The organism is Micromonospora sp. NPDC023966 (assembly GCF_040639095.1).
In the GTDB taxonomy this organism is placed as follows: domain Bacteria; phylum Actinomycetota; class Actinomycetes; order Mycobacteriales; family Micromonosporaceae; genus Micromonospora.
This window is the reverse complement of record NZ_JBEZZJ010000002.1, coordinates 506,201-532,813: the sequence shown is the minus strand read 5'-3', so window position 1 is coordinate 532,813 and position 26,613 is coordinate 506,201. Positions and strand designations below refer to the sequence as shown.

Genomic DNA, 26,613 nt, shown 5'->3' with positions numbered 1-26,613 from the left:
CGGCTGGGGGGTGTGCGCAAGCACCGTCAGGCGCTCAAAAAGTCCTTGGGGGGTCGAGCGAAAGTCTTGGGGGATCATCCAGCGCGCGGGGCCGGGGGCCGCTTCGTCGCGCCGGGACCATGTAAAACGACCAGCGGCCCACCATCATTCCCGGGCTCAGCGCACCCACCTCGGCGGGCAGCCCCGGGGGCCGGTCACCCCGCTGGGCGGGGCGTCTTCCTCGGTCGTTCACGGGGATACAACGACCCCCGGCCGCCCGCCATTCCGCCGTCAGAGTGCCGCCGACCACCCCCGCGAAACGGACACCCCGCCCAAGCCGACACCGTCGGTGGAACACCATGTAGGTCATCGGACCCCGGAGACATACATGGCGTTCCACTCACCCGCCGAGGCATGGACGGGAACCGGACATTCACCCCAGGCCCGAGGGTCGTTCTGCCCTGGGCAGATCCGCTCACCGTGAACTTCGTTCACCAGAGGGGCGACGGCCGGCAGGGTGGACGCATGAGGCTACTGATGCTGGGTGGTACGGGATTCGTCGGTGGGGCTGTCGTGCACGAGGCGGTACGCCGCGGCTGGTCCGTGACGGTGTTCAACCGAGGGCTGCACGGCGACGCGCCCGAGGGCGTACACCGGTTGCGGGGTGACCGGACGGCGCCGGACGGGCTGGCGGCGCTGGACGGCGGCGAGTGGGACCTGGTGGTGGACACCTGGGACGGGGCGCCCCGGGCGGTCCAGGACGCCGCGCGCGCCCTGCGCGGGGTCGTGCCGCACTACGTCTACGTCTCCAGCGGATCGGTCTACGCGCCGCCCGTCGGGCTGGGCACGGACGAGGACGCGCCGGTCGTCGCGGCCGAGGCGGACGCGGGCGACGGGGACTACCCGCACAACAAAGCCGGCGGGGAGCGGGCCGCGGTGGAGGTGTTCGGCGACCACGCACTGCTGGTGCGGGCCGGGCTGATCCTCGGGCCGGGCGAGGACATCGGGCGGCTGCCCTGGTGGCTGCACCGGATCGCCCGGGGCGGCGAGGTGCTGGCCCCCGGCCCACGCGACCTGCCGGTGCAGTACGTCGACGCGCGAGACCTGGCGACCTGGCTGCTGGACCGGGGGATCGAGGGCGTCGGCGGGGCGTACAACGTGGTCAGCCGGACGGGGCACACGACGATGGGCGAGCTGCTCGACGCGGCCGTGGTGGTGACCGGCTCGGACGCGACGCTGCACTGGACGGAGCCGGACGCGCTCCTGGCGGCGGGCGTCGAGCCGTGGAACGACCTGCCGATCTGGATTCCGCTGGGGCACGAGTACCGCTGGTTGCAGGAGCGGAACGTCGAGCGCGCGCACGCGGCGGGCCTGGTCTGCCGGCCGGTGGCAGAGACGGTCGCCGACACCTGGCACTGGCTGCGCGAGGTCGGCCAGGTGCCGGCCCGGGCGGGGCGGCCCGCGCGGGCGGCGGTCGGTCTGGCCCCGGACCGCGAGGCCGCCCTCCTGGCCGCCCTACCGGCCTGACCACCGGCCGCGCCGCGCCGGGCCGGCCGGGCCCGGCACGTCGGGCGAGAGGTCAGGCCGGTACGACCGGCAGGTCGAGAACGTCGTCGATCGGGCGGCGCGGGGTGGTGCGGCCGGGCTGGCCGAACCCGATCCGCATCACCATCTGCGGGGTGCCGAACCGCCCCAGGGACAGCCGCAGCGCCTCCCGCGCCCCGGGCACCTCGATCGGCTGGGAGAGCATCGACACGGCCAGCCCGGCGTCGGTGGCGGTGAGCAGCACCCGCTGCAGGCCCTGCCCGGCGACGATCTGGTCGGCGGCGGTGTTGCCGGCCGAGCCGAGCACGGCGACCAGCGGTTCCGGTTCGAAGTCCCGTCCGGGGGCGCGGTCGCGGCCGCCGAAGCCGCGCTGCGGCAGCAGGTCCTGCGGTTCGCTCTGCGGCCCGCCCCCGGCGGCCGGCACACCGTCCGGGGACGACGCCGAGCGCGTCCACTCGGTCCGCTCGGTGACATAGGCGGGGTCGCGCTCCAGCACCCGGTGGGCGCTGCGGGCGATCTCGGCGAAGGCGTTGACCGCGCTGGTGCCGATGACCAGTTCCAGCCAGCACTGCTCGGCCCGGGCCGCCTCGCCGAGGCGCCAGCGCGCGTCGGCGGGGACCGGGTCGGGCCAGAACGGCGCCCGGTTGCTGAACCGGCGGGCGATGGCGCCGTGCAGGCTCTGTTCGGTCGGGGTGGGGCGGCGCGGCACGTCGGGGACGAGCCGGGCCACCACGTCCGGCTCGCTGGGGCGCGGGCGGAGCCGGACCGTGGCCGGGGTGCCGGCCACGGCGAGCGCCAGCCGCAGGTTGAACAGGGCCGCCCCGCAGGCGATCCGCGCGCCCCACCCGCTCGGGTCGGTGGCCGGCAGCCGGCGCAGCGGGTCGACGGAGAGTTCGATCCCGCCGTCGACGAGCCGGAACCGCCACGGCTGGGTGTTGTGCAGCGACGGCGCCCGCACCGCGTCGGCGGCGGCGCTGCGTAGCTGGTCGACGGTGTAGCCCGTGGTCATGGCGTTGCTCCCTCCGTGCGGGCGGTGTCGCCCTGCCGGTCGGTCCATCCCCACGGTCCGTCACCGGGCGGGGCGGTGAGCAGGGCCGGAGGTCCCCACCCGGGCGGGTCGGTCTGCCCGCCGGGGCGGGTCACGGTCGGGACCTTCGGCCCGTGCGTGCCGGCGGGGCCGGAGGGTAGAAAGGACGGATGATCCGGGTGTTCCTGCTCGACGACCACGAGGTCGTCCGCCGTGGCCTTGCCGACCTGCTCCAGAGCAGCGGCGACATCGAGGTGGTCGGCGAGTCCGGCTCCGCCCAGGAGGCGTCCCGCCGCATCCCGGCGCTCCGCCCCGACGTGGCGATCCTCGACGCCCGGCTGCCCGACGGCAACGGCATCGACGTCTGCCGGGACATCCGTGCCGTCGACTCGTCGATCAAGGGACTGATCCTGACCTCGTACGAGGACGACGAAGCGCTCTTCGCGGCGATCATGGCCGGTGCCGCCGGCTACGTGCTCAAGCAGATCCGCGGCACCGACCTGGTGGACGCGGTCCGGCGGGTGGCGGCCGGGCAGTCCCTGCTCGACCCGGCGATCACCACCCGGGTGCTGGAGCGGATCCGCAGCGGCGTCGAACAGCCGCGCGAGCTGAAGTCCCTCACCGAGCAGGAGCGGCGGATCCTGGAGTACGTGGCCGAGGGGCTTACCAACCGGGAGATCGCCGGCAGGATGTTCCTCGCCGAGAAGACAGTGAAGAACTACGTCTCCAGTGTGCTGGCCAAGCTCGGCCTGGAGCGGCGTACGCAGGCGGCGGTGCTGGCCACGCGGCTGCTCGGCAAGACCCACTGAGGCGCCGGCCGCCCCGCCCGCTCAGTCGCGCAGCGGGACGCTCCAGCGCAGCTCGGTGCCGTGCGGGGTCACCCGGCTGAGCTGGAAGTCGCCGCCCAGCCGCTCGGCCCGCTCGCGCAGGTTGACCAGGCCGCTGCGGGCCGCCTCCGGGTCGCAGCCCACCCCGTCGTCGGTGACCGTGACGCTCACCCAGCCGGCGTCCACCCCCACCCGCACCGACACCCGGTCGGCCCGCGCGTGGCGTACCGCGTTGGAGAGCGCCTCCCGGAGCACGGCGGTGAGTTCGGGGCGCAGCTGGTCCGGGACAGCGCTGTCGATCGGGCCGGCCAGGTCCAGGTCGGGCCGGTAGCCCAGCGCCTCGGCGGCCACCTCGATGGCCTCGCGGATTTCGGTGCGCAGTGCCGCGCTCATCGGGGTACGCAGCTCGAAGATGGTGCGGCGGATGTCGCGGATGGTGGCGTCCAGGTCGTCGACCGCCTGGTTGATCCGCCTGGCCACCTCGGGGCGTGCGTTCATCGCCCCGCTCTGCAACTGCAAGCCGGTGGCGAACAGCCGCTGGATCACCACGTCGTGCAGGTCGCGGGCGATTCGCTCGCGGTCCTCCAGGACCACCAGCAGCTCCCGTTCCTCCTGGCCCCGGGCCCGCTCCATGGCCAGCGCGGCCTGGCCGGCGAAGCTGCCCAGCAGGGCCACGTCGTCCTCGGCGGCGGGACCGTGGTCGGCCCCGTGCGCGATGACCAGCACGCCGTGCAGGGTGTCCGCCGCGGCGAGGGGGGAGACCACCGCCGGCCCGGCGACTACCGGGTGTGACCACGGGGCCGCCTCGGCGAGGTTCTCCAGCAGCTCGTGGCGGCGTTCGGTGACCGAGCCGAGGAAGGTGGTCTCGTCGGCCGGCAGCACCGCGCCGACCAGCTTGGGGGCGTTGCCGTCGGCGCCCTCGACCACCTCGACGGTGAACTGGCGCTCGTCCTCGTCGTAGAGCAGCACCAGGGCCAGTTCGGCCTCGGCGACCTCCCGGGCGCGCCGGGCCACCAGGGTCAGCGCGTCGGTGCGGCGTACCTCGCCGAGCAGCACCGAGGTGATCTCGGCGGTCGCGGCCAGCCAGCGTTCCCGCCGGTGCGCCAGGGCGTAGAGGCGGGCGTTCTCGATCGCCACCCCGGCCGCCGCGGCGAGCGCGACCACGATCTCCTCGTCGTCCTCGGTGAACTGCGCGGCGCCCTGCTTCTCGGCGAGGTAGAGGTTGCCGAAGACGTGGTCGCGGATCCGCACCGGGACGCCGAGGAAGCTGTGCATCGGCGGGTGGTTCGGCGGGAAGCCGTAGGACCTGGGGTGCTGGGTGATGTCGGGCATCCGCAGCGGTCGCGGGTCGTCGATGAGCAGGCCGAGCACGCCCCGCCCGTGCGGCAGGTCACCGATCCGGGCGTGCAGCTCGTCGCTGATGCCGTGGACGATGAAGTCGTGCAGCAGCCGGTCGGGGCCGATCACGCCGAGCGCGCCGTAGCGGGCGCCGACCAGCTCGCAGGCCGACTCCACGATCCGCTGCAGGGTGCTGCGCAGGTCGAGGTCGGTGCCGATGCCGACGACCGCGTCGAGCAGGGCGCGCAGCCGCTCCCGGTTGGTGACCACCTCGCCGACCCGGTCCAGCATCTCCTGGAGCAGCTCGTCGAGCCGCACCCGGGACAGCGGGGTCAGCCCCAGCGACGGGGTGACGTGCTCGTTCCGGGGGTTCGGTGCACTGGTCACCGGGCGATGCTATCGCCCGGTGACCGCCGGAACGAGATCCGTCAGGAGACCTGGCCGCGTACCGCCGAGGTGTCGACGGTCTGCGCGGTGTCGAGCCGCGGGGTGTGCGGGGGGCCGGCGTGCGTCGGGTCGGCCAGGCCGAGGCGCATCGAGATGTACGGGTGGCCCAGGCCGGAGAGCATCTGCCGGAGCGTCTGGCGGGTGCCCTCGACCTCCACCACGCCGGAGAGCGGCACCAGGGACACGCCGTGCCGGGTGGCGGTGAGCCAGGCGGCGGAGAGCGCCTCGCCGGCGCGCAGCCAGCTGTCCGGCTCGTCCTCGGTGCCCCAGAGGATCCCGTAGACGGCGGCCCGGTCGTGTCCCTCACCCACGGGCAGGGTGCCCGGGCCGAAGTCGCGGACCGGAACGGTGGTCTGGGGGGCCTGCGCCGGCAGCACGTCTGGCGGCAGCCCGGTGCCGGCGGCAGCCCGGCTGGTCCAGTACGCCAGCTCCTCCTGCAGGTCCGGGCTGCCCTTCTCGACCTCCGCCGCGTGCTGGGCGGCGGCGGCCAGCTCGAGCTTCTGGTCGTCGTCCAGCACCTGGAGGGTGACACCCTCCCGGGTGGCCGCCCGGTCGATCTCGCCCAGCACGGCGGTCGGGATCGGCTCGTCGCTGACCGGCCGGCGGTCGGTGCGGCGGACCTGCATGCACTGGACCGTGCGCATGGCGTCCGGGTCCGCGCCGCTGGGCTTCAGCCCGGTGAGCCGGGCGACCAGATCGGGCTGGCCGGGGTCGGGCATGCGTTCCACCACGGGCGTCCAGCCCTCGGCGGCCAGCGCCACCCGGGCGTGGTGCAGCGCGACGCCGCAGCTCAACACCAGCAGCCGCCCTTCCGGGTCGAGGGCGCTGAGGTGACGCTCCCGGACCACCCGCAACTCCAGCGCGTCGGACAACACCGTCCAGTGCCACGGCTGGGTGTTGTGGACCGAGGGGGCGTGGCCGGCCATTCCGGCGGCCTCCGCGAGCGCGGTGGTCAGCGGGCGATCGGTCGCCGGCGTCTCGTGGCTCATCGTCACAGCCTTTCCTTGTTCTCCCCGTCGTGCCCACGCCTGGGTGGGGTGCCGTTCCATCCTCGGGCATGTCCGGGCCGGCCGCACGGGGTCGCACGACCCGTCCGCCCCGGGCCCTTCGACCCGTTGTCGACCAGGCCGCGGTGCCGCCCGGGCGGGGTCAGCGCTCGCGGACCACCGCGACCGGGCATTGCGCGTGGTGGATGAGCTGCTGGCTGACCGAGCCGAGCAGCATCCCGCGCAGCCCGCCCCGGCCCCGGGAGCCGACCACCACGAGCTGCGCCGCGCGGCTCTCCTCGACCAGCAGCGCGGCCGGGCTGCCCGGGTTCGCCACCACCTCGACCGGCACGTCCGGGAAGGACTTTCGCCAGGGGGCCAGGTCCGCCTCGGCGGCGGCGCGCTCGGTGGCGCTGGTCTCCTCCGGGTCGAAGCCCGGGGGCACCCACCGCTCGCCGGGCGGCTCCCAGACCCGCAGCGCCCGCACCGGCACGTCCCGCTGCGCGGCCCGCTCGAACGCGAAGCCGATCGCCTGCACGGAGGACGGCGAGCCGTCCACGCCGACCACCACGGGCCCGGACGCGGCCGGCTGGCCGTCGCGGACCACGATCACCGGGCAGTGCGCGTGGGCGCTCACGGAGACGGCGGTCGAGCCGACGAGCAGCCCGCCGAAGCCGCCGTGGCCGCGGCTGCCCAGCACCAGCATCGCGGCGTCGGCGGAGCGTTCCTGGAGAACCAGCGCGGGCGGCCCGTCGAAGACCTCGCCCCGCACGGTGAGCGCGGGCCGCTCGGCGGCGGCGTCCGCCGCCGCCCTGCGGACCAGCTCCTCGACCTGCCGCCGGGCGGTCTCGTCGGGCCACCCGCCGGGGGCCACCCCGGGACCGATCCAACCGGCCACGGTCACCCATTCGAAGACGTACGCCAGCCGGACCGGCCGGCCCGAGCGGCCCGCCTCGTCCAGCGCCCAGCCGAGGGCCACCGACGCGTCGGGGGAGCCGTCGTAGCCGACCAGGATCTCCTCGGCGGTCACCGTGCCGGCCTCTCGTTCGTGACTGCGGGGCTCGTAAGCTCACTTCTCGCGCTCACTGGCCGCCGCGCATTCCCGGGTCGGTCTCCCGGATCCAGCGCCACTCGGCGACCTGGGGGGCGTCCTCGCCGTACTGGCGGGTGTAGTCGCGGCAGGCCTGCCGGGCGTCCACCATCTCCTGGCGGAGGTGGGCGGCGCGCGAGCGCAGCCCGGGCAGCCGGTCGATGACGTCGATGACCAGGTGGAAGCGGTCCAGGTCGTTGAGCATCACCATGTCGAACGGCGTGGTCGTCGTGCCTTCCTCCTTGTAGCCACGGACGTGCAGGTTGTCGTGGTTGGTCCGCCGGTAGGTGAGCCGGTGGATCAGCCACGGGTAGCCGTGGTAGGCGAAGATGACCGGCTTGTCGCGGGTGAAGATGGTGTCGAACTCGCTGTCCGGCAGGCCGTGCGGGTGCTCCGAGGGCGGTTGCAGGCGCATCAGGTCGACCACGTTGACCACCCGGACCTTCAGGTCGGGCAGATGCTGGCGGAGCAGGTCGGCCGCGGCCAGCGTCTCCAGGGTCGGCACGTCGCCGGCGCAGGCGAGCACCACGTCCGGCTCGCTGCCGTCGTCGGTGCTGGCCCAGTCCCAGATGCCCAGGCCCCGGCGGGTGTGCTGAATCGCCTCGTCCATGGTCAGCCAGTTGGGCGCCGGCTGCTTCCCGGCCACCACCACGTTGATGTAGTGCCGGCTGCGCAGGCAGTGGTCCATGGTGGAGAGCAGGGTGTTGCCGTCCGGCGGCAGGTAGACCCGGACCACCTCGGCCTTCTTGTTGACCACGTGGTCGATGAAGCCCGGGTCCTGGTGCGAGAAGCCGTTGTGGTCCTGCCGCCACACATGGCTGGAGAGCAGGTAGTTCAGCGAGGCCACCGGCTCCCGCCAGGGGATCTGCCGGGTCACCTTGAGCCACTTGGCGTGCTGGTTGACCATCGAGTCGACGATGTGGATGAACGCCTCGTAGCTGGTGAAGATGCCGTGCCGGCCGGTCAGCAGGTAGCCCTCCAGCCAGCCCTGGCAGAGGTGCTCGGAGAGCACCTCCATTACCCGGCCGTCGGGGGAGAGGTGGTCGTCGCCGGGGAGCCGGCTGCCGACGAACGCTCGGTCGGTGACCTCGAAGGCGGCGCCGAGCCGGTTCGAGGCGATCTCGTCGGGACCGAACAGGCGGAAGGTCTCCGGGTTGCGGGTGATCACGTCCCGGATCCAGGGGCCCAGCGCGCCGGTGGCGCCGGCCATCGGCTCGCCCGGCTCCTTGACGTCGACCGCGTAGTCGCGGAAGTCCGGCAGTTCCAGCTCGCGCAGCAGCCGCCCGCCGTTGGCCACCGGGTTGGCGCTCATCCGCCGGTCGCCCGTGGGCGGCAGGTCGACCAGGTCGGCGACCGGGCCGCCGGTGGCGTCGAACAGCTCCTCCGGCCGGTAGCTGCGCAGCCAGCGCTCCAGCTCGGCCAGGTGCGCCGGGTTGCTCCGCACCGCGTCGATCGGCACCTGGTGGGCGCGGAAGGTGCCCTCGACCTGCTTGCCGTCGACGTCCCTCGGCCCGGTCCAGCCCTTCGGCGTACGGAGGATGATCATCGGCCAGCGGGGGCGTTCGACCGCGCCGCCGGAACGGGCGCGGCGCTGGATCTCGGCGATCTCGTCGACCACCCGGTCCAGGGTCGCGGCGAGCGCGTGGTGCACCCGGGCCGGATCGTCGCCCTCGACCACGTACGGCTGGTAGCCGTAGCCGCGCATCAGGTCGAGCAGGTCCTCGGCGGGGATCCGGTCGAACACCGTCGGGCTGGCGATCTTGTAGCCGTTGAGGTGCAGGATGGGCAGCACCGCCCCGTCCCGGGCCGGGTTGAGGAAGACGTTGGACAGCCAGCTTCCGGCCAGCGGCCCGGTCTCCGCCTCGCCGTCGCCGACCACGCAGGCGACCAGCAGGTCGGGATTGTCGAACGCGGCCCCGTACGCGTGGCTCAGCGCGTACCCCAGCTCGCCGCCCTCGTGGATGGAGCCCGGCACCTCGGGCGCCACGTGGCTCGGGATGCCGCCGGGGAAGGAGAACTGGCGGAACAGCCGCTGCATGCCGGTCTCGTCGCGGGCGATGTGGTGGTAGAGCTCGCTGTAGGTGCCCTCCAGCCAGGTGTTGGCCACCAGGGCGGGGCCGCCGTGGCCGGGCCCGGTCACGAAGATGGCGGACAGGTCCCGGTCGACGATGACCCGGTTGAGGTGCGCGTAGAGGAGGTTGAGGCCCGGGCTGGTGCCCCAGTGCCCCAGCAGCCGCGGCTTGATGTGCTCGGGCTTGAGCGGCTCGCGCAGCAGCGGGTTGTCGAGCAGGTAGATCTGCCCGACGGTGAGGTAGTTCGCCGCTCGCCAGTAGGCGTCAAGCCGGCGCAGCTCGTCCTCGGTCAGTGGGCTGTGCAGGTCCAGAGCGGTGTCCATGCTGCGTTAGCCTCTCGCGGCTCGGGGTCTTGTGCCATCCGGGAGCGGATCCGCCGCCCCCGGCACGTCCAGCCTCGTCCTGCAGCCGGCGGTTCGATCAGGGCCGTAGGTCCCGTGCGGGGTGGTCGTCATGGCCCTTCCTCGTCCTCGGCCTCGGGGTCGAGGCCACGGACGACGATCACCGGGGCCGGCGAGTGGTAGAGCAGCGTCTGGCTGACCGCGCCCAGCATGCCCCGCAGCGGCTCGTCGCCGCGCGCCCCCACGAGCGCCACCTGCGCCGAGCGCGACTGTTCCACCAGGACGCCGCCGGGCTCGCCGCGAACGGTGTGACACTCGACGGCCACCTGGGGATGCCGCGAGCCGTACCGGGCCACGGCCTCGTCGAGCAGGCCGTCGTCCCCGTCGGGATGGCGGTCGGGCTCCACCACCCGGATGACGAGCAGCCGGGTGCCGCGGTGTTCGGCACAGTCGAAGGCGTACCCCAGGGTGGCGCGGGAGCTCTCCGACCCGTCGAAGCCGACCAGCAGCGGCCCCTGCGGGGGCGGCTCGGGCCGGGCGACCAGCACGGGGCAGCCGGCCCGGGCGGCGAGCTGCACGGCCGGCGAATCGGCCGGTACGCAGGACACGCAGCCGGCCATGCCGCCGTCGCCGACCGCCACCAGGAAGGCGGAGTCGGAGGCCCGGATCAGCGCCTCGACCGGGGAGCCCTCGACGATCTCGTCGGTCACCGGCACCGCCGGCGCCGCCTCGGCGGCCACCCGCCCGGCCTGCTCCAGCAGGTCCTCGGCGACGGCGCGCGGGCCGCTCACCGAGAACGACTCCAGGGCCGCCGCCCAGTTGAAGGCGTGCAGCAGGTGCAGCGGCCGGTCGTGCGCGGCGGCCTCCCCGGCGGCCGTCCGGACCACCTCGAGGTCCTCCGCCGAGCTGCCCACGCCGACCACCACCGCGCCGTGGGTGGGTGCGGGCATCCCGGCTCACCTCCCGACCACGCTCCTCGCACCCACGGTAGTCGGACGGGTGCGTTGCCCGGACCGGGTCGACGGAACTGGAGCCGGCGGGGGGATCAGCGCGGGGTGGGCAGATTCGGGTGGACGCGCACCACCACGACGGTGGCGTTGTCCTCGCCGCCCTTGGCCAGGCTGGCGGACAGCAGGGCCTGCGCGGTCCGGGCCGGGTCGCGCCGGGCGGCCAGCAGGTCCCGCAGCCGGTGGTAGCCGAGCTGGTCGCTCACCCCGTCGGTGCAGAGCAGCCAGGTGTCCCCGCTGCGCAGTGGCACGGCGAGCAGGTCCGGCTCGGGCTTGTCGGGGTGACCGACATAGCGCAGCAGTTGGTAGCGCGCCCGGGCCGCCTCCGGCGAGTCGGGCGGCCACCAGCCGTGCAGCAGGCCGAGCCAGGCCATGGTGTGGTCGACGGTCACCAGTTCCAGCAGCCCGTCGCGCAGCCGGTACGCCCGCGAGTCGCCGAGCTGGACCAGCCAGCCCTGCCCGCCGTCCGGCTCGGCGACCAGGGCGGTGAGGGTGCACCCGGTCAGCCCGGCCAGGCCCGCCCCGGCCCGGCGTACCCGGAGTTGGGTCTCCGCGGTCGCGGCGCGCAGCCCGGTGGCGTCGACCGCTGGCCAGCCGGCGCGGACCTGCGCCACGAAGGTGGTCATGGCGGTGGTGCCGGCGACCCGGCTGCCCTCGCCGTCGCCCATGCCGTCGGCCACCGCGACCAGCGGCAGCTCCGGGTCGACGTGCAGCACGTCGAAGTTCTCCGGGTAGCGGTGCCCGACCACGCTGCCCCCGGCGATCTCCAGGGTGAGCCGGCCGACGGCCAGCCGGCGGGTGGCCTGGACCGGCTGGTCCAGCGGGCGGCGGCGGAACACCTGCGGACCGTAACACCGGTGCGGGTCGTGGACCGGCAGGTCAGGGCCACGTGTCGGCGTGTCAACCGGGGTTGACAAAGCGGAAGCGTCAACCTACGTTGACAGCATGAGTCAGGCGACGGAACTCGCGGCGGCGGCCGGCAGCACCGACCCGAAGGTCGGGCTGCGGGCGGTGCTCGCCCTGCGCCGGCTGCTCGAACGGCTGGAGGTGGTCCAGGTGGACAACGCCCGACGGCAGGGCTGGTCCTGGCAGGAGATCGCCGACGCCCTCGAGGTCAGCCGGCAGGCGGTCCACAAGAAGCACGCCGGGCGACCGGCGGTCCGCGGAAGCTGGGAGGCGTGATGTTCGAACGATTCACCGACCGGGCCCGCGCGGTGGTGCGCCACGCGGTCGACGAGGCGCGCACCGAGGGCCGGCGCCCGGTGGGCACCGAGCACCTGCTGCTCGGCGTGCTCGCCGACGGCGACAACCTGGCCGTCCGGGTGCTGTCGGCCGGCGGCATCCGGGCCGAGGACCTGCGCGCGGCGGTGGCCCGGCACACCGCGCACGGGGTCGACGGCCTCGGCGAGGCGGACGCGGCGGCGCTGCGCGAGATCGGCATCGACCTCGCCGCGATCGTCGCCCGGATCGAGGAGTCCTTCGGTCCGGACGCGCTGCGCGAGGCGGCCCCCGCGCCGCGCCGGTGGTGGGGTCGCCGCCCCGACGACGGCCGGTTCTCGCCCCGGGCCAAGAAGGTGCTGGAGTTGTCGCTGCGGGAGGCGGTGCGGCTGCGCCACCACCACATCGGCACCGAGCACATCCTGCTCGGCCTGCTCCGGGAGGGCAACGGGCTGGCCGCGGTGGTGCTCACCGAGGCCGGGGCGGACCTCGACGACCTGCGCCGGCGGGTCGAGGTGGCGCTGCGCACGGCGGCCTGACCGACCCCGGCCGGGCGCCGGCCGGGTTCAAACCTGTTTGCGGTCCTCGCAACGTCCGCGCCCGTCGGGTCGCTGAGCCGCCCCGGTTGCTGCACACTTGCGCCGTGGACGGTGGAGACGACAAGGCCCCGGTGACCGCGGACAACCATGCCCCGCGCTCGGCCGTGGTGGTCAATCCGGTCAAGGTGACCGATCTCGACGATTTCCGCCGGACGGTGGACGGCGCGCTCACCGCCGCCGGCTGGCCCGAGCCGACCTGGTACGAGACCACGGTCGAGGACCCCGGCCGGGGCCAGGCGGCGGCGGCCGTCGAGGCCGGCGCCGAGGTGGTCTTCGCCTGCGGCGGCGACGGCACCGTGATGGCCTGCGTCACCGCGCTGGCCGGCACCGACGTGGCGCTCGCCGTGCTGCCCCAGGGCACCGGCAACCTGCTGGCGGCCAACCTCGGCCTCTCCAACGACCTCGCGGCCGGGCTTCAGGTCGCCGTCGAGCGGGGGATGCGCCGGCTCGACGTCGGCGCGGTCGGCGACCAGTGCTTCGCCGTGATGGCCGGGATGGGCTTCGACGCGCAGATGCTCGACTCGACCTCCGAGACGACCAAGAAGCGGATCGGCTGGCCGGCCTACCTGGTGGGGGCCGCCAAGCACCTGCGGGACCGGCCGATGCGGGTGTCCATCCGGATCGACGGCGGGCCGCCGCTGCGCCGGCGGGCCCGCTCGGTCCTGGTCGCAAACGTCGGCCGGCTCCAGGGCGGGGTACGCCTGCTCACCGACGCCGAGCCCGACGACGGCTGGCTCGACGTGGCGGTGCTGACCCCGCGGACGCTCGGGCACTGGCTGGCCCTGGGCTGGGCGGTGCTGCGCCGGCGCGGCAGCGTGCCGCGGATGGAGGTGTTCCGCGGCCGCAAGGTCGAGATCACCAGCAACCGGGCCCAGCCGCGGCAGCTCGACGGCGACCTGATCGAGCCGGGCCGCTCGCTGAAGGCCGAGATCCGGCCCGAGTCGCTCTGGCTCTGCGTGCCGCGGCCGGCGCGCCACCCCGACCTGTCGGTGGACGCCGACGCCGCCGCCGAGCGCGGCGAGCGGCTGGTCGAGGAGGGCCGCCGTGAGTAGCACCAAGCTCGTCCCCGAGACCCGGCTCATGACGGAGGAGGAACTCTCCGCCGACGACGCCTGGCGCACCCTGCGCCGCCACGGCGGCTGGCACCTGCTCCGGGACGCCTTCGTCCGGTTCCGCTACGGCGACGGTTTCAGCCACTCCCGTGCCTTCGCCCTGCAGCTCTGCCTGGCCGTGGTGCCGTTCCTCATCGCGCTCACCGGTCTGATCACCGACCTCGGCGTCGACGAGGGCGGCAAGGTGGTCGCCGACACGGTGCTGGCGATCACCCCGGGCCAGAGCGAGTCCGTGGTCCAGGAGTTGCTGGCCGACACCGATCGCACCGAGCGGGCCGGTGAGTTGGCGCTGACCCTCGGTCTGCTGACCGGCCTGGTCGCGCTCACCACCACGATGGCGCAGATCGAGCGGGGCGCGAACCGGATCTACGGCGTCGAGCGGGACCGGCCGGCCCTGTTCAAATACCTGCGCGCCACGGTCCTCGCGATGGTCGCCGGCGTACCCGCGCTGGCCGGGTTCCTGATCCTGGTCGGTGGCCGGGCGATCGGTGACTCGGTGCGGCGGCACTACGAGTGGGGCGACTACGCCCACGCGGCCTGGGACGTGATCCGCTGGCCGCTCAGCCTCGGCCTGACCGTGCTCGCCGTGGCGGTGCTGTTCCGCCACGCGCCCCGCCGCAAGCAGCCCGGGCTGTCCTGGCTCTTCTTCGGGGCCGGCATCGCCACCGCGCTCTGGTGGCTGGCCAGCCTGCTGCTCGCCGCCTACGTGAAGTACAGCGCCGGATTCGGGCAGACCTATGGCGCGCTGACCGGGATGATGGCCCTGCTGATCTGGGCGAACCTGACCGGGATGGCGCTCTTCGGCGGGCTGGCCTTCGCCGCCCAGTTGGAGGCCATGCGGATCGGCGTGGAGGAGCCCGCCCAGCCCGACCTCTGGGAGCCGGAGGCCGAGCGCGAGGAGCTCGTCGACACCGGGGACATGACCGCCCTCTGACGGCGCGCCGGCCACCGGCGTGTACGGGGAGCGGGAATCGGGTACTGCGCGCCTCGCAGCAGACAAGGGAGGTGTGGGGTGACCGCGGTCAAGGAGGCGACGCGTCGGCCGCTCGGCCACTTCGCCGAGCGGAGCCTCGCGGGGCTGCTCGTCGTGGCCGGCGCGGGGGTCGGGTTCGGCGTGCTGCTCATGCTCGTCCGGTTCCACTGGGGCCCGCTCTACCACGCCGACCACGAGGCGGCCGAGTGGTTCAACAGCCTGGTGGCGCCGCACCACCCGCTGGTCACCGTGCTCCAGGCGGTCACCGACCTGGGCGGGCGGCCGGTGCTGATCTGGCTGATCACCATCGCGGTCGTCGGCCTGCTGATCCGCCGCCAGCCCCGGCTCGCCGTCTACCTGATCATCACCGGGGTGGGCGGGTTGATCCTCGACCCGTCGCTCAAGGCGCTGGTGGGGCGGCTGCGCCCGGTGGTGGACGTGCCGGTGGCCAGCGCACCGGGCAACAGCTTCCCCAGCGGCCACGCGCTCGGCTCGTTCGTCGCGTACGGGGCGCTGCTGCTGGTGTTCCTGCCGGCCGTGGCGCCGCGCTGGCGCAAGCCGGCCATCGCGGTCGCCGGCGCGCTGGTCGTCCTGGTCGGGCTGACCCGGATCGCGTTGGGCGTGCACTTCGTCTCGGACGTGCTCGGCGGCTGGCTGCTCGGCGCGGCCTGGCTGGGCGTCACCGCGTACGCCTTCCGGCTGTGGCGGCGCGAGCGCGGCCGGCCGGTGCCCCCGCTCGCCGAGGGCCTGGAGCCCGAGGTGGGGGAGGAGATCACCCCGGCCCCGGCCGAGGAGCACGTGCTGGAGCATCCCCGCTCGTCGATGGCGGAGCTGCTGGTCGGCTGGGTGATCGTCTTCGGCGCCCTCTACGCCTTCGGCATGTACGTCAGCTACCACGCCAAGGGCACCGTCTTCGACACCCTGGACACCGAGGTCCCGCACTGGTTCGCTGACCGGCGCACCGACACGCTCACCGACCTGAGCTGGTGGTGGAGCAAGTTCGGCGACACCCACGCCATCCTGCTGGTCTCGCTGGTGTTCTGCCCGATCGTGCTGGCGGTCTGGAAGCGCTGGCGGCCGGTGCTCTTCGTGGTGCTGGCGATGTTCGGCGAGCTGAGCCTCTTCCTCGCCAGCGCCCGGCTGGTCGAGCGGCCCCGCCCGCCGGTGGAGAACCTGGACGGGCAGATGCCCACCTCGTCCTTCCCGTCCGGGCACATCGCGGCCACCATCTGCCTGTGGACCGCGATGGCGATCATCGTGCTGCCGCGCACCGACCGCTGGTGGCGCTGGCTCTTCGTGGCGCTGGCCGTGATCATGCCGGTCGGGGTGGCCACCTCCCGGATGTACCGGGGCATGCACCACCCGACCGACTTCATGGGCGCGATCCTGCTCGGCGCGCTCTGGCTCTCGCTGCTCTGGTGGGTGGTCCGCCCCAACGCGGACGTGCGGCGGGGCAACCGGCCGGCCATCGAGTCGGAGCAGGTGCGCGAGCTGGACGACGAGCTGGCCAAGGCCGGCCGGGACGACTGACCGGCGCCGATGCTGCGAGTGATGACCTGGAACATCCGGACCGGCGGGCGGGACCGCGACGGCACCGACCGCCGGGACCGGATCGTCGCCGTGGTCGCCGCGCAGCGCCCCGACCTGCTGGCCCTGCAGGAGCTGCGGGGCCTCGACCGCGGCGGCGGGCTCGCCGAGCTGGCGGATCGGGTGGGCATGGTGCCGCACCTGGCCCGGGCCTGCTTCGGGCAGCCGGTGGCGGTGCTGGTCCGCCCGCCGCTGCGGGTGCTCCGCTCCGGCCGGGTACGCCGCCCCTTCCACCACGCCACCGCCCGGGTCCAGGTGGCCACCGGGGCCGGCCCGCTGACCGTGTTCAGCACCCACCTGAACCCGTACTCCGGCGGGGGGCGGCGGATGGAGGCCGACTGGCTGGCGGTGGCGGTGCGGCGGACCGGGGGAGCGCTGGCTCTGCTCGCCGGTGACCTGAACACCCTGGAGCCGAGGGTCGACCACACCGCCCGGCTGGCCGGGCTCGACGCCCTCTACCGGCGGCGTCACCTGCGCCGCGACGGCCGTACCGTCGACACCCGGGCGGTGGCCCGGCTGCTCGACGCGGGGCTGGTCGACCTCTGGCCGCACTCCGGCGGCGGCGAGCCGGGCGGGCTGACCGTGCCGACCCGACACGGCGGGGCCGAGTTCGCCGGGATGCGGCTGGACTACCTGCTCGCCACCCCGGCGCTGGCCGCGGCGGCCCGCGCCGTCCGGGTGGTTCGCGCCGGCTCCGCGGACAGCGCCTCCGACCACTACCCGGTCGTCGCCGACCTGGACCTGACCGCCGGCTGACCGGAGCGGTTGCCGCCGGCCGCCGGCTCTTGCGCCGCTGAGCCGCCTAGCTCGTCAGGTCCGTGACGACGATGGCGACGAAGATCAGCGTGACGAGTTCAGATGAGCAGGTTCAGCAGCACGGTCAGCACGACCGAGGCGAGGATCGAGAAGAGGATCATCAGCAGGCAGCCGAGGCCACCGCCGACGGGCCGGATCTCCGTGTTTCCGATGCGCATGGACTCACCTTCGCAGGACGGGCGCCAGCAGGTCGCGGATCGCGTCGGCCACCTGGGCGGGCGCGGTGGTGGCCACGTTGTGGGCGGCTCCCGGCACGGTCGTCGTCCGGGCGTCCGGGACCAGGCGGGCCGCCTCCGTGCGCCAGCCGTCCGGGACGACCGGGTCCCGGGCGCCGGTCAGCACCAGCGTCGGGGCGGCGACCCGCACCAGGTCCGCCTCGATCGGGTTGCGCACCGAGTGGGACAGGGTGGCGAGCACCCGCCACGGCCGGGCGTCGAGGACGTCGCGGAGCAGGATCGGCGCCTGCCACTTCGCCTCCCACAGGGTGTCCACCAGCCACCGCCCGAACTGGCCGCGCCGGGAACGGGCGGCCGGGTCGCTGGTCGGACCGGCCAGCACGAGCGCGCGCACCAGGTCGGGCCGTCGGGCGGCGAGCGCCGCGGCCACCTCCGCGCCGAACGAGTGGCCGAGCAGGCAGACCGGCCCCAGCCGGTACGCGGCCAGCCACTCCGCCAGGAAGGCGGCCTGCCGGGGCACGTCGTACGCCGTGCCGGGTCGCTCGGTCAGCCCGAAGCCGGGCAGGTCCGGCACGTACACCGGGTGGGTGGCCGACAGGGCCAGCGCCAGCGGGGTGAGGTAGCGGTGCGATACGGCGAGGCCGTGCACCAGTACCACCGGCGGCCCGTCACCGCCCGGGTCGGCCGACCGGCGGGTGTGCGTACGCAGCCCGTCGACCAGCCGGAACTCGCTGGTCAGGCCGGCGGCCGGCCGGGGCGCGGCCAGGGCCAGCCGCAGCTCCGCCGGGCCGAAGCGCCCCGGTGGCGAGGGTCGCACCGCGGGGGCGGTCACAGCTCGCGCAGCCGGGGCAGCAGCTCCTCCTGCGCCCAGTCCAGGAACATCGGCTGGCTGTCCCCGCCGACCTGGACCAGCGCCACGTGGGTGAACCCGGCGTCGACGAACTTCTTGAACGCCTCGACGTGCCGGTCCACGTCCGGCCCGCAGGGGATGCTCTCGGCCGCGTCCTCCTCGCGGACGAACTGGCTCGCCGCGGCGAAGGCGTCTGGGCCGGGCAGGTCGGCGTTGACCTTCCAGCCCAGGCCGAACCAGCGGAACTGGTCGTGAACGATCTTGCGGCACTCGGCCTCGTCCGGGCCGTAGCAGATGGCCACCTGCCCGTAGCGGGGGCGGCCCGCGCCGCCGGCCTCCTCGTACATCTCGACCAGGTGCGGCAGGGGGTCGGTGGCGATCATGGCGTCGGCGTACTCGGCGGCGAGGGTGGCGGACTGCCGGCCCGAGGCGGCCACCGCCATCGGCACCGGCCGCTCCGGACGGTCCCAGACGTAGGCGTCGGGCACGTCGTAGTGGTTGCCGGAGAAGGTCAGGGTCTCGCCGTTGAGCAGCGGCCGGATGATCTGGAGGGCCTCCTCGAACATCTCGTGCCGCTGCTGCACGTGCGGCCAGCCGCCCACCACGTGCTCGTTGAGGTTCTCCCCGGCGCCGAGGCCCAGGGTGAACCGCCCGTCTGAGAGCACCCCCACCGTGCTGGCCTTCTGCGCCACCACGGCCGGGTGGTAGCGCCGGATCGGGCAGGTCACGAAGGAGAGCAGCTCGGCCCGGCTGGTGGCGTGCGCGACCGCGCCGAGCACCGACCAGGCGTACGGGGAGTGGCCCTGCGAGTCCAGCCAGGGATAGTAGTGGTCGGACGTCACGAGGTGGTCGAAGCCGGCGGCCTCGGCGCGGACGGCGTGGTCGACCAGCTGCTTGGGGCCGGCCTGTTCGCACATGAGGGTGTAGCCGACGTTGACCATGGCTCATCTCCTTCCGGGCGGATCGTCACCGGGTACCCCGCCCAGCGGCGGTCAACCCTGGTGTCCACTTCGGCGCCCGTGCGCCTTGACGTCGGCGGGGATGCTGCCTACAGTCCGGCTTAACCGGTTCAGACCCGGTGGCGCACCATCCTGTGGTGGGGATGACCGCCCCTGCGGTGGCCCGTGGCGACATGGGCCGCCGCAGGACGCCACCCCGAACGGCCGATCAGCTTAACCGGTTGCCTTCCGCGTCCCATCGCCCTACGCTGATGCCTGCGCCCGCCGGGAGTCGGGCAGCGGCTGTCGGGCTCAGCCGCCGCGCCCTCGTCACCATCACCGCACCCCCACCCTGGGCACGGGGGAGACCTCCCTGAGGACAGCCATGAAGAAGTTGCTCTCCGTCGCGGGCGCCGCCCTGCTGACGGTCCTCGCCGCCGTCTTCGCCTTCGGGCAGCCGGCGCACGCCGCCGCCGGTTTCTCCGTCGCGAACGGCCGGCTCTACGACGCCAACGGCACCGAGTTCGTCATGCGCGGGGTCAATCACGCGCACACCTGGTACCCGCAGCAGACCACGAGTTTCGCCAACATCAAGGCGCTCGGCGCGAACACCGTCCGGGTGGTGCTGGCCAGTGGCGACCGCTGGACGAAGAACAGCGCCGGCGACGTCGCCAACGTCGTCTCACTCTGCAAGGCCAACCGCCTGATCTGCGTTCTGGAGGTGCACGACACCACCGGCTACGGCGAGCAGAGCGGCGCCATCACCCTGGACCGGGCGGTCGACTACTGGCTCAGCATCGCCAGTGCGCTGCAGGGCCAGGAGAAGTACGTCATCGTCAACATCGGCAACGAGCCGTACGGCAACCAGGGCTATGGCACCTGGGCCACCGACACCGCGAACGCGATCAAGCGGCTGCGCGCCGGCGGCCTGACCCACACGATCATGGTGGACGCCCCGAACTGGGGCCAGGACTGGTCCTTCACCATGCGCGACAACGCCGGCACGGTCTTCGCCGCCGACCCGCAGAAGAACACCGTCTTCTCGATCCACATGTACGGCGTCTTCGACACCGCCGCCGAGATCACCGACTACCTGGGCCGGTTCCGCACCGCCGGGCTGCCCATCGTGGTCGGCGAGTTCGGCTTCAACCACTCCGACGGCAACCCCGACGAGGACACCATCCTGGCCTACAGCCAGGCCAACGGGATCGGCTACCTCGGCTGGTCGTGGAGCGGCAACGGCGGCGGCGTCGAGTACCTCGACATGGTCACCAACTTCGACCCGAACCAGCTGACCAGCTGGGGCCAGCGGATCTTCAACGGGGCCAACGGCATCAAGGCCACCGCCAAGGAGGCCTCCGTCTTCGCCGGCACCTCGCCGAGCCCGACCACCAGCCCCACCACCAGCCCGAGCCCGACCACCAGCCCCACTCCGCCGCCGGCCGGCTGCACCGCCGGCTACACCATCGTCAACTCCTGGCAGGGCGGTTTCCAGGGCGAGGTCAAGGTGACCGCGGGCGCGGCCGCGATCACCGGCTGGACGACGAAGTGGACGTTCGCCAACGGCCAGACCGTCAGCCAGGCGTGGAACGCCGCGGTCAGCAACAGCGGCTCGGCGTACACCGCCCGCAACGTCGACTGGAACGGCCGGCTCGGCGCCGGGGCCAGCACCACGTTCGGCTTCATCGGCAGCTGGAATGGCGGCAACGCGATTCCCGCGGTGACCTGCACCGCGAGCTGAGCGCCGAGGCACCACCGGTGGCCGGGTCCGCGCGGACCCGGCCACCACCCTTTTCCGGGTACGCCCCGACGTGATCACGCCGGGGCGGATCGCCTCGGGTTCGCCAGGCGGGCGGCCCGCATGAGCAGGTACTCCTGTTCGGGGCGGCTGGTGGTGCGGCCGGCGGCGGCCCGGTAGTGCGCCACCGCCGCGTCCCGGTCGCCGGCCATCTCGTGGAGGTGCGCCCGCGCCGCGTCGAGGCGGTGGTGGCCGGTCAGCCGGGGATCGGCGGCGAGCACGGCGAGGGCGGCCAGCCCGGCGGCCGGGCCGTGCACCATGGCCGTCGCCACCGCCCGGTTCAGCGACACCACCGGGCTCTCCGCCAGCCGCTCCAGCACCTGGTAGAGGGCGAGGATCTGTGGCCAGTCGGTCCGCTCCGCGGTCGGCGCCTCGTCGTGCAGGGCGGCGATGGCGGCCTGGAGCTGGTACGGCCCGACCGGCCCCCGGGCCATCGCCCGGGTGACCAGGGCGGTCCCCTCGGCGATCGCGGCGGCGTCCCACCGCGAGCGGTCCTGGTCGGCCAGCGAGATCAGCTCGCCGGAGGGGCCGGTCCGGGCGGCGGCCCGGGCGTCGGTGAGCAGCATCAGGGCGAGCAGGCCGGCCACCTCGCTGTCCGCGGGCAGCAGGGCATGCATGGCCCGGGTCAGCCGGATCGCCTCCTCGGAGAGGTCGACGCGGCGCAGGTCGCCGCCGAGACTCGCGGTGTGCCCCTCGGTGAAGATCAGGTAGAGCACGTGCAGCACCGCGGCGAGCCGGGCCTGCCGTTCGTCCTCCGCCGGCATCCGGAACGGCAGGCCGGAGGACTTGATGCTCTGCTTGGCCCGGCTGATCCGCTGCGCCATGGTGGCCTCGGGAACGAGGAAGGCGCGGGCGATCTCGGCGGTGCTGAGCCCGCCGACCGCGCGCAGGGTCAGCGCGATCGCCGATGCGGTGGACAGCGTCGGGTGGCAGCAGAGGAAGAGCAGCACCAGGGTGTCGTCCCGGTCCGCGGTCAGCGGCTCGTCGGCCGCCGGCGCGGTCCGCCGGTCGTCGCCGCCGCGCCGGGCGGCCCGGTCCTCCCGGTCGCGGCGGGCCGCCTCGCCCCGGACCAACTCGATCATCCGGCGGTACGCGACCTGCACCAGCCAGCCGCGCGGATGGTCCGGCAGCCCGTCGACGGGCCACTGGGTGGCCGCGGCCAGCAGCGCCTCCTGCACCGCGTCCTCGGCGGTGGCGAAGTCGCCGAACCGGCGGGCGAGCACGCCGAGGACCTGCGGCGCCAACTCGCGCAGCAGGTCCTCGACGGTGTGCTCCGGGACGCCCAGGGGTCACGGCTCCTGCGACGGCGCCGACATGACGGGGTGCACCTCGATCGGCATGTTCAGCGGTCGCCCACCGGGGCCGGGTGCGGTGGAGATGTGCGCGGCGATCTCCACGGCCCGCTGCGGCGTCTCGCAGTCGACGATCCACCAGCCGGCCAGAAACTCCTTGGTCTCCGCGAACGGCCCCTCGGTGACCACCGGCGCGCCGTTCTCGCCGGCCCGCACGATCCGCGCCTGCTGCGGCCCGCCCAGGCCCTCGCCCTGCACGAACTCCCCGTCGGCGACGAGCTTCGCGTTGACCTCCCCCATGAACCCGATGTGCGCCCGGATCTCGTCCGGCGTCCAGGTGTCGATCGAGGGGAAGTCGGTCCCGGCGGCGCTGAACTGCATCAGCAGCATGTACTTCACGATTGGCTCCTCACGCCCGAGCACCGATTGTCGATGCTTCCACCCTTCGGTAGAAGCTGCCACCCCGCCGCTCGACATCCGCCGCCGGGAAATTTCAGAAAAATCTAGCCCGCCGCGGTGACCTCCAGCAGCAGCGCCTGCTCCGGGTGCAGGGCGGGCAGTTGCAGCCCGACCGAGGCGAGCGCCGACCCGCTCAGCGTCACCCCGCCGGCCGAGGCCAGCCAACCCGGCGGGGCCAGTTCCAGCAGCGCCGGCTCCGGTACCCCGGCCGGAGGCCGGACCAGGTAGCGCCGGGACGGGTCCAGGCCGGGCAGCCGGACCACGCCGGGCACCTGGGCCATCGAGGTGGCCAGCCGTGAGACCGCGTACACCGCGTGGGAGCGGTCGTGGGCGACCACGCCGTGGGCCTGCACGGCCGGGTCCGGGTGGTCGACCCGGACCACCCGACCGGAGTGCAGCAGCGGGCGGAGCCGCTTGTGCAGCGCCACCCAGGCGGCGAGTTCGGCCCGCTCGGTCGCGCTGATCCCGCTGATGTCCCACTCGATGCCGTGGTGGCCGAAGAGCGCGGTGACCGCCCGGAAGCCGAGGTCGTGGACCCGGTGCGTGGTGTGCGAGCGCTCCGGTCCGATGTGGGTGCCGATCAGTTCCGGCGGGAGCAGCAGCCCGGTCCAGCGCTGGATGGCCAGCCGTTCCAGGGCGTCGTTGCAGTCGCTGGCCCAGACCCGGTCGGTTCTCCGCAGGATCTCCAGGTCGACTCGCGCCCCGCCGGACGAACAGCTCTCGATCTCAAGGTGCGGGTGCCGGGCGCGCAGCTCGTCCAGCAGCCGGTAGACCGCCACGGTCTGCGCGTGCACCCCGGGTCGGCCGGCGTGCCCGGCCTCGGTCAGGTCGCGGTTGTGGTCCCACTTCAGGTAGGCGATCCCGTCGTGCTCGCTCAGCACCGCGTCCAGCCGGCCGAGCAGGTGGGCGTACGCGTCGGGGTTGGCCAGGTCGAGGACCTGCTGGTGCCGCCACTCGGGCGGCAGCCGACCGGGTGCCTGGAGCACCCAGTCCGGGTGGGCCCGGAACAGCTCCGAGTCCGGGTTGACCATCTCCGGCTCGACCCAGAGCCCGAACTGCATGCCGTGGGCGCGGACGTGGTCGATGAGCGGTTGCAGCCCGTCCGGCCAGACGTCGTCGTCGACCCACCAGTCGCCCAGCCCGGCCCGGTCGTGCCGCCGGCCGCGGAACCAGCCGTCGTCGAGCACGAAGCGTTCCACGCCCACCTCGGCGGCCCGGTCGGCGAGACCCTTGAGCCGGTCCAGGTCGTGGTCGAAGTAGACCGCCTCCCAGACGTTCAGCGTCACCGGGCGCGGGCCGCGCGGGTGCCGCGGGCGGGCCCGCAGGTGGGTGTGCAGCACGTCGCTGAGCCCATCCAGACCGTCGGCGGAGTGGACCGCGTGCAGCAGGGGAGTGGCGTACTCCTCGCCCGGGCCCAGCGCGATCTCGCCGGGGGTGAGCAGCTCACCGCCGCCGAGGGTGGCCTCCTCGGTCGGCCGGCGCTCGGCGACCGTGACGTGGTCACCGCTCCACGCGGTGTGCACCGCCCACACCTCGCCGTGCCGGAAGCCGAACCCGGCGGTGCCGGCGACCAGCAGCAGGGTGGCGTCGTGCCCGGTCCGGCCGTGCCGCCCCTCGCGGACCCAGGCGCCCATCGGCCACGGGTGCCGCTGCGGCGCGCGTTCCCGGCACCAGCGCCCGGTCAGGTCGAGCAGCTCGGTGGCGACCGCCGGCACGGGCAGCACCGGCGTCAGCTCGCGTACCTCGTAGGGCCGGTCGCCGTCGTTGCGCAGCCGGTGCCGCACGGTCAGCAGCCCCGCCGCGCTCAGGGTGATCTCGACGGTCAGCGACAAGCCGGCGCCCGGGTCCGCGGCCCGCACGGTCACCCGCGCGGCCCCGGCCCCGCCGTGGTCCCGCTCCTCCTCGGATACGCGCACCGTCTCCCCGCCCGCCGCCACGCGGCTCGGTTCCGGGGCGGCGGGCAGGTCGCCGCGGTCGGCGACGTCCAGCCCGGTGAGCCGGAAAGCGGTCGACCAGTCCCGGCCGTCGCGGTGTCCGGACAGGCCGGGCCGGCCGCTCCAGCCGGCGCTCGCCTCGGGCAGCAGCGACAGCACGGTCGGCGCGTCGAAGCTGCTCGGCACCACCGGCGGGACGGTGGCGTCGACCAGGGCGGGCAGGTCGGCGGCGGGCAGCGGCCCGAGGTCGGCGCCCCAGTGCACGACCCGGGGCAGGCCGGGGCCGCGCGCGTCGAGCACCAGGCTGGTCCGCGCGCGGCGCAGGTGGACGATGGTCATCCCTTACTGGCTCCCAGGGTGAGGCCCCGGACGAACTGCTTCTGCAACAGGAAGAAGATGACCAGGGTGGGGATGGCGACCAGCACCGAGCCGGCCGAGACGAGGTTGTTGTCGGTGAAGAACTCGCCGCGCAGGTTGTTCAGTGAGCTGGTCACCGGGAACTTGTCGCCGGTGCGCATCAGCACGGTGGCCCAGAAGAACTCGTTGTAGATCCAGGTCACCTCCAGCGTCGCGAGCGCGGCCAGGGCCGGCCGGCACAGCGGCATGGTCACCTGCCAGTACTGCCGCCAGACGCTCGCCCCGTCGACCATCGCCGCCTCGTACAGCTCGTGCGGCAGGGCCTTCATGTAGTTGCTCAGCACGAAGACGCAGAAGCCGCACTGGAAGGCGACGTTGACCAGGATCAGCCCCCAGTAGCTGTCGTAGAGCAGCTCCGAGTCGCTCATCCAGGCCGGCAGCGGGATCTCGGTGAACATCCGGAACAGCGGGATGAGCAGGGCCTGCTGCGGCAGCAGGTTCGCCGCGGTGAAGAGGCCGAGCAGGGCGATGTTGAACTTCCAGCTGAACCGGGCGATGACGAACGCCACGCAGGAGGCCAGGAAGAGGGTCAGCAGCACGGCCGGGAGGGTGATGTAGACCGAGTTGAGGAAGTGCTTGCCGAACTCGGCGGTCTGCCACGCGGTCACGTAGTTGTCGAGGGTCCAGCCGCCGAGCGAGACGTAGCCGTTGGTGGCGGTGTACTCGTAGGAGCGCAGCGAGGTCAGCACCGCCCAGAGGATCGGGAAGAGCCACCCGATCGCCACCGCGGCGAGGAAGACGTGCAGGACCACCCGGGCCGGCCGCAGGGGCCGGCGGCGGGCGGGCGGCGCCGCGGTGCCGGGGTCACGGGTCAGGGTCGCGCTGCTCATCGCCGGTCCTCCCGCATCACAGTCAACAGATAGAGGGTGATGAAGACCAGGGAGACGACCAGCATGATCGTCGCCAGGGCCGAACCGAAGCCGATCCGGCTGGCCTCGCCCACCACGTTCGCGGTGACCAGCGCGGAGATCAGTTCCAGCCCGTTCCGGCCCTTGTTGATCACCCACACCAGGTCGAACGCACGCAGCGACTCGATCACCGTCACCACCAGCACGATGATGTTGATCGGCCGCATCACCGGGAAGACGACCCGGAAGAAGGTGCTGACCTCCGAGGAGCCGTCCACCGCGGCGGCCTCGCGCAGCGACGGGTCGACGCCCTTCAGGCCGGCCAGATACAGCAGCATGATGTATCCGACGTGCCGCCAGCCGGCGGCGAGGAGCACCGCCCAGATGTTCACATTCGGGTCGCCGTACCAGTCGGTCTGGGTGCCGAGCAGCGCGTTGAGCAGGCCCTGGTCGCGGCTGTAGATGAGCTGCCAGACGAAGCCGATCAGCGCCAGCGACAGCACCACCGGCAGGTAGAGCGCGGTCTGGTAGAACCGGCTGCCGCGCAGCTCCTTGTCCAGCAGCACGGCGAGGAACATCCCGAACGGGGTGGCCACCACGAAGAGGGCGGCCAGCCAGAGCAGGTTGTTCTGGATCGCCGGCACGAACGGCGGGTAGATGTTCACCACGTCGTCGTAGTTCTTCAGGCCGACCCAGTCGATGTCGGCGAGCGGGCCGATGCCGTCCCAGTTGGTGCCGGAGAGCGCCACGGTGGCCAGCGCCGGGAGCCAGACCAGGGCCACCACGAGCAGCAGCGGTACGAGCACCATCAGCGTGATCACCACGCGGTCGGTGCGGGACAGGAGCCGTAGCCGGCGGCCGCGACCACGCGTGGCGGTGGTCGCGGCCGGCGGTGGCACGGCGCGGTCCGCTTGGACCAGGGGCAGGTCGGACACGA

The 26,613-nt window shown here is 73.7% G+C and carries 22 protein-coding genes and 2 pseudogenes; 10 read left to right on the top strand and 14 right to left on the bottom strand.

What is annotated here, in order from left to right; genetic code table 11:
- Window positions 1-504: 504 nt before the first annotated feature.
- A complete protein-coding gene (locus AB0F68_RS06500; RefSeq protein WP_357333321.1) occupies window positions 505-1,506 on the top strand; it encodes an NAD-dependent epimerase/dehydratase family protein in 1,002 nt (333 codons plus the stop codon).
- A 52-nt stretch (window positions 1,507-1,558) separates the two neighbouring features.
- Here the strand turns inward: AB0F68_RS06500 and AB0F68_RS06495 are convergent, their stop codons facing one another.
- Window positions 1,559-2,533, bottom strand: a complete 975-nt coding sequence (locus AB0F68_RS06495) for a nitroreductase (RefSeq protein ID WP_357333320.1) — start codon at window positions 2,531-2,533, stop codon at window positions 1,559-1,561.
- A 188-nt stretch (window positions 2,534-2,721) separates the two neighbouring features.
- On the opposite strand from AB0F68_RS06495, the gene AB0F68_RS06490 reads away from it, so the two are divergent.
- Complete coding sequence (locus AB0F68_RS06490) at window positions 2,722-3,360, top strand: response regulator transcription factor (protein ID WP_355639857.1); 639 nt, start codon at window positions 2,722-2,724, stop codon at window positions 3,358-3,360.
- Window positions 3,361-3,381: 21 nt separating this feature from the next.
- Here the strand turns inward: AB0F68_RS06490 and AB0F68_RS06485 are convergent, their stop codons facing one another.
- The 6 genes from AB0F68_RS06485 to AB0F68_RS06460 form a co-directional block, all read right to left on the bottom strand.
- Complete coding sequence (locus tag AB0F68_RS06485; protein WP_357333347.1) at window positions 3,382-5,052, bottom strand: GAF domain-containing sensor histidine kinase; 1,671 nt, start codon at window positions 5,050-5,052, stop codon at window positions 3,382-3,384.
- Window positions 5,053-5,144: 92 nt separating this feature from the next.
- A complete protein-coding gene (locus tag AB0F68_RS06480) occupies window positions 5,145-6,152 on the bottom strand; it encodes a nitroreductase (protein WP_357333319.1) in 1,008 nt (335 codons plus the stop codon).
- Between the two features lie 160 nt (window positions 6,153-6,312).
- Complete coding sequence (locus AB0F68_RS06475; RefSeq protein ID WP_357333318.1) at window positions 6,313-7,179, bottom strand: universal stress protein; 867 nt, start codon at window positions 7,177-7,179, stop codon at window positions 6,313-6,315.
- 52 nt (window positions 7,180-7,231) lie between these two features.
- On the bottom strand, window positions 7,232-9,634 hold the full coding sequence (locus AB0F68_RS06470) for a phosphoketolase family protein (RefSeq protein WP_357333317.1): 2,403 nt from the start codon (window positions 9,632-9,634) through the stop codon (window positions 7,232-7,234).
- A gap of 128 nt (window positions 9,635-9,762) precedes the next feature.
- Entirely contained in the window at window positions 9,763-10,602 is an 840-nt protein-coding gene (locus tag AB0F68_RS06465) for a universal stress protein (protein WP_357333316.1), read from the bottom strand.
- A gap of 95 nt (window positions 10,603-10,697) precedes the next feature.
- Window positions 10,698-11,498 carry a PP2C family serine/threonine-protein phosphatase gene (locus tag AB0F68_RS06460; protein WP_357333315.1) on the bottom strand — a complete coding sequence of 267 codons (801 nt, stop codon included), beginning with the start codon at window positions 11,496-11,498 and terminating at the stop codon, window positions 10,698-10,700.
- Between the two features lie 106 nt (window positions 11,499-11,604).
- On the opposite strand from AB0F68_RS06460, the gene AB0F68_RS06455 reads away from it, so the two are divergent.
- The 7 genes and pseudogenes from AB0F68_RS06455 (at window position 11,605) to AB0F68_RS06425 (ending at window position 16,904) form a co-directional block, all read left to right on the top strand.
- Entirely contained in the window at window positions 11,605-11,841 is a 237-nt protein-coding gene (locus AB0F68_RS06455; protein ID WP_089010418.1) for an HTH domain-containing protein, read from the top strand.
- Window positions 11,841-12,023, top strand: a pseudogene (locus AB0F68_RS06450) (Clp protease N-terminal domain-containing protein); the annotation flags it as partial. The gene AB0F68_RS06455 and the pseudogene AB0F68_RS06450, both read left to right, overlap by 1 nt.
- A 189-nt stretch (window positions 12,024-12,212) precedes the next feature.
- A pseudogene (locus AB0F68_RS06445) lies at window positions 12,213-12,389 on the top strand (Clp protease N-terminal domain-containing protein); the annotation flags it as partial.
- A gap of 131 nt (window positions 12,390-12,520) precedes the next feature.
- Window positions 12,521-13,528: a diacylglycerol kinase family protein gene (locus AB0F68_RS06440; RefSeq protein ID WP_357333314.1), complete on the top strand. Its 1,008-nt coding sequence runs from the start codon at window positions 12,521-12,523 to the stop codon at window positions 13,526-13,528.
- Window positions 13,521-14,522, top strand: a complete 1,002-nt coding sequence (locus AB0F68_RS06435; RefSeq protein WP_357333313.1) for a YihY/virulence factor BrkB family protein — start codon at window positions 13,521-13,523, stop codon at window positions 14,520-14,522. Before AB0F68_RS06440 ends, AB0F68_RS06435 begins: the two co-directional genes overlap by 8 nt.
- Before the next feature lie 78 nt (window positions 14,523-14,600).
- On the top strand, window positions 14,601-16,091 hold the full coding sequence (locus AB0F68_RS06430) for a phosphatase PAP2 family protein (RefSeq protein WP_357333312.1): 1,491 nt from the start codon (window positions 14,601-14,603) through the stop codon (window positions 16,089-16,091).
- Window positions 16,092-16,100: 9 nt separating this feature from the next.
- Complete coding sequence (locus AB0F68_RS06425) at window positions 16,101-16,904, top strand: endonuclease/exonuclease/phosphatase family protein (RefSeq protein ID WP_357333311.1); 804 nt, start codon at window positions 16,101-16,103, stop codon at window positions 16,902-16,904.
- Window positions 16,905-17,126: 222 nt separating this feature from the next.
- Here the strand turns inward: AB0F68_RS06425 and AB0F68_RS06420 are convergent, their stop codons facing one another.
- Together AB0F68_RS06420 and AB0F68_RS06415 are read right to left on the bottom strand one after the other, a co-directional pair.
- On the bottom strand, window positions 17,127-17,957 hold the full coding sequence (locus AB0F68_RS06420) for an alpha/beta hydrolase (RefSeq protein ID WP_357333310.1): 831 nt from the start codon (window positions 17,955-17,957) through the stop codon (window positions 17,127-17,129).
- An 11-nt stretch (window positions 17,958-17,968) separates the two neighbouring features.
- Window positions 17,969-18,931 (bottom strand): TIGR03557 family F420-dependent LLM class oxidoreductase, encoded by a 963-nt coding sequence (locus AB0F68_RS06415; protein ID WP_357333309.1) that lies wholly within the window; start codon window positions 18,929-18,931, stop codon window positions 17,969-17,971.
- A gap of 382 nt (window positions 18,932-19,313) precedes the next feature.
- Between AB0F68_RS06415 and AB0F68_RS06410 the strand changes: the two genes are divergently transcribed.
- Window positions 19,314-20,669 (top strand): cellulase family glycosylhydrolase, encoded by a 1,356-nt coding sequence (locus AB0F68_RS06410; protein WP_357333308.1) that lies wholly within the window; start codon window positions 19,314-19,316, stop codon window positions 20,667-20,669.
- Between the two features lie 74 nt (window positions 20,670-20,743).
- Here the strand turns inward: AB0F68_RS06410 and AB0F68_RS06405 are convergent, their stop codons facing one another.
- From AB0F68_RS06405 to AB0F68_RS06385, 5 genes are all read right to left on the bottom strand, one after another.
- Complete coding sequence (locus AB0F68_RS06405) at window positions 20,744-22,012, bottom strand: sigma-70 family RNA polymerase sigma factor (protein ID WP_357333346.1); 1,269 nt, start codon at window positions 22,010-22,012, stop codon at window positions 20,744-20,746.
- Between the two features lie 3 nt (window positions 22,013-22,015).
- On the bottom strand, window positions 22,016-22,408 hold the full coding sequence (locus tag AB0F68_RS06400) for a YciI family protein (protein ID WP_357333345.1): 393 nt from the start codon (window positions 22,406-22,408) through the stop codon (window positions 22,016-22,018).
- A 113-nt stretch (window positions 22,409-22,521) separates the two neighbouring features.
- Window positions 22,522-24,750, bottom strand: coding sequence for an alpha-galactosidase (locus tag AB0F68_RS06395; RefSeq protein ID WP_357333307.1), 2,229 nt, complete (start codon window positions 24,748-24,750; stop codon window positions 22,522-22,524).
- Window positions 24,747-25,658, bottom strand: a complete 912-nt coding sequence (locus AB0F68_RS06390) for a carbohydrate ABC transporter permease (protein WP_357333306.1) — start codon at window positions 25,656-25,658, stop codon at window positions 24,747-24,749. The genes AB0F68_RS06395 and AB0F68_RS06390 overlap by 4 nt, the downstream gene beginning before the upstream one ends.
- Window positions 25,655-26,611 (bottom strand): sugar ABC transporter permease, encoded by a 957-nt coding sequence (locus tag AB0F68_RS06385; RefSeq protein WP_357333305.1) that lies wholly within the window; start codon window positions 26,609-26,611, stop codon window positions 25,655-25,657. The genes AB0F68_RS06390 and AB0F68_RS06385 overlap by 4 nt, the downstream gene beginning before the upstream one ends.
- Between the last annotated feature and the right edge of the window lie 2 nt (window positions 26,612-26,613).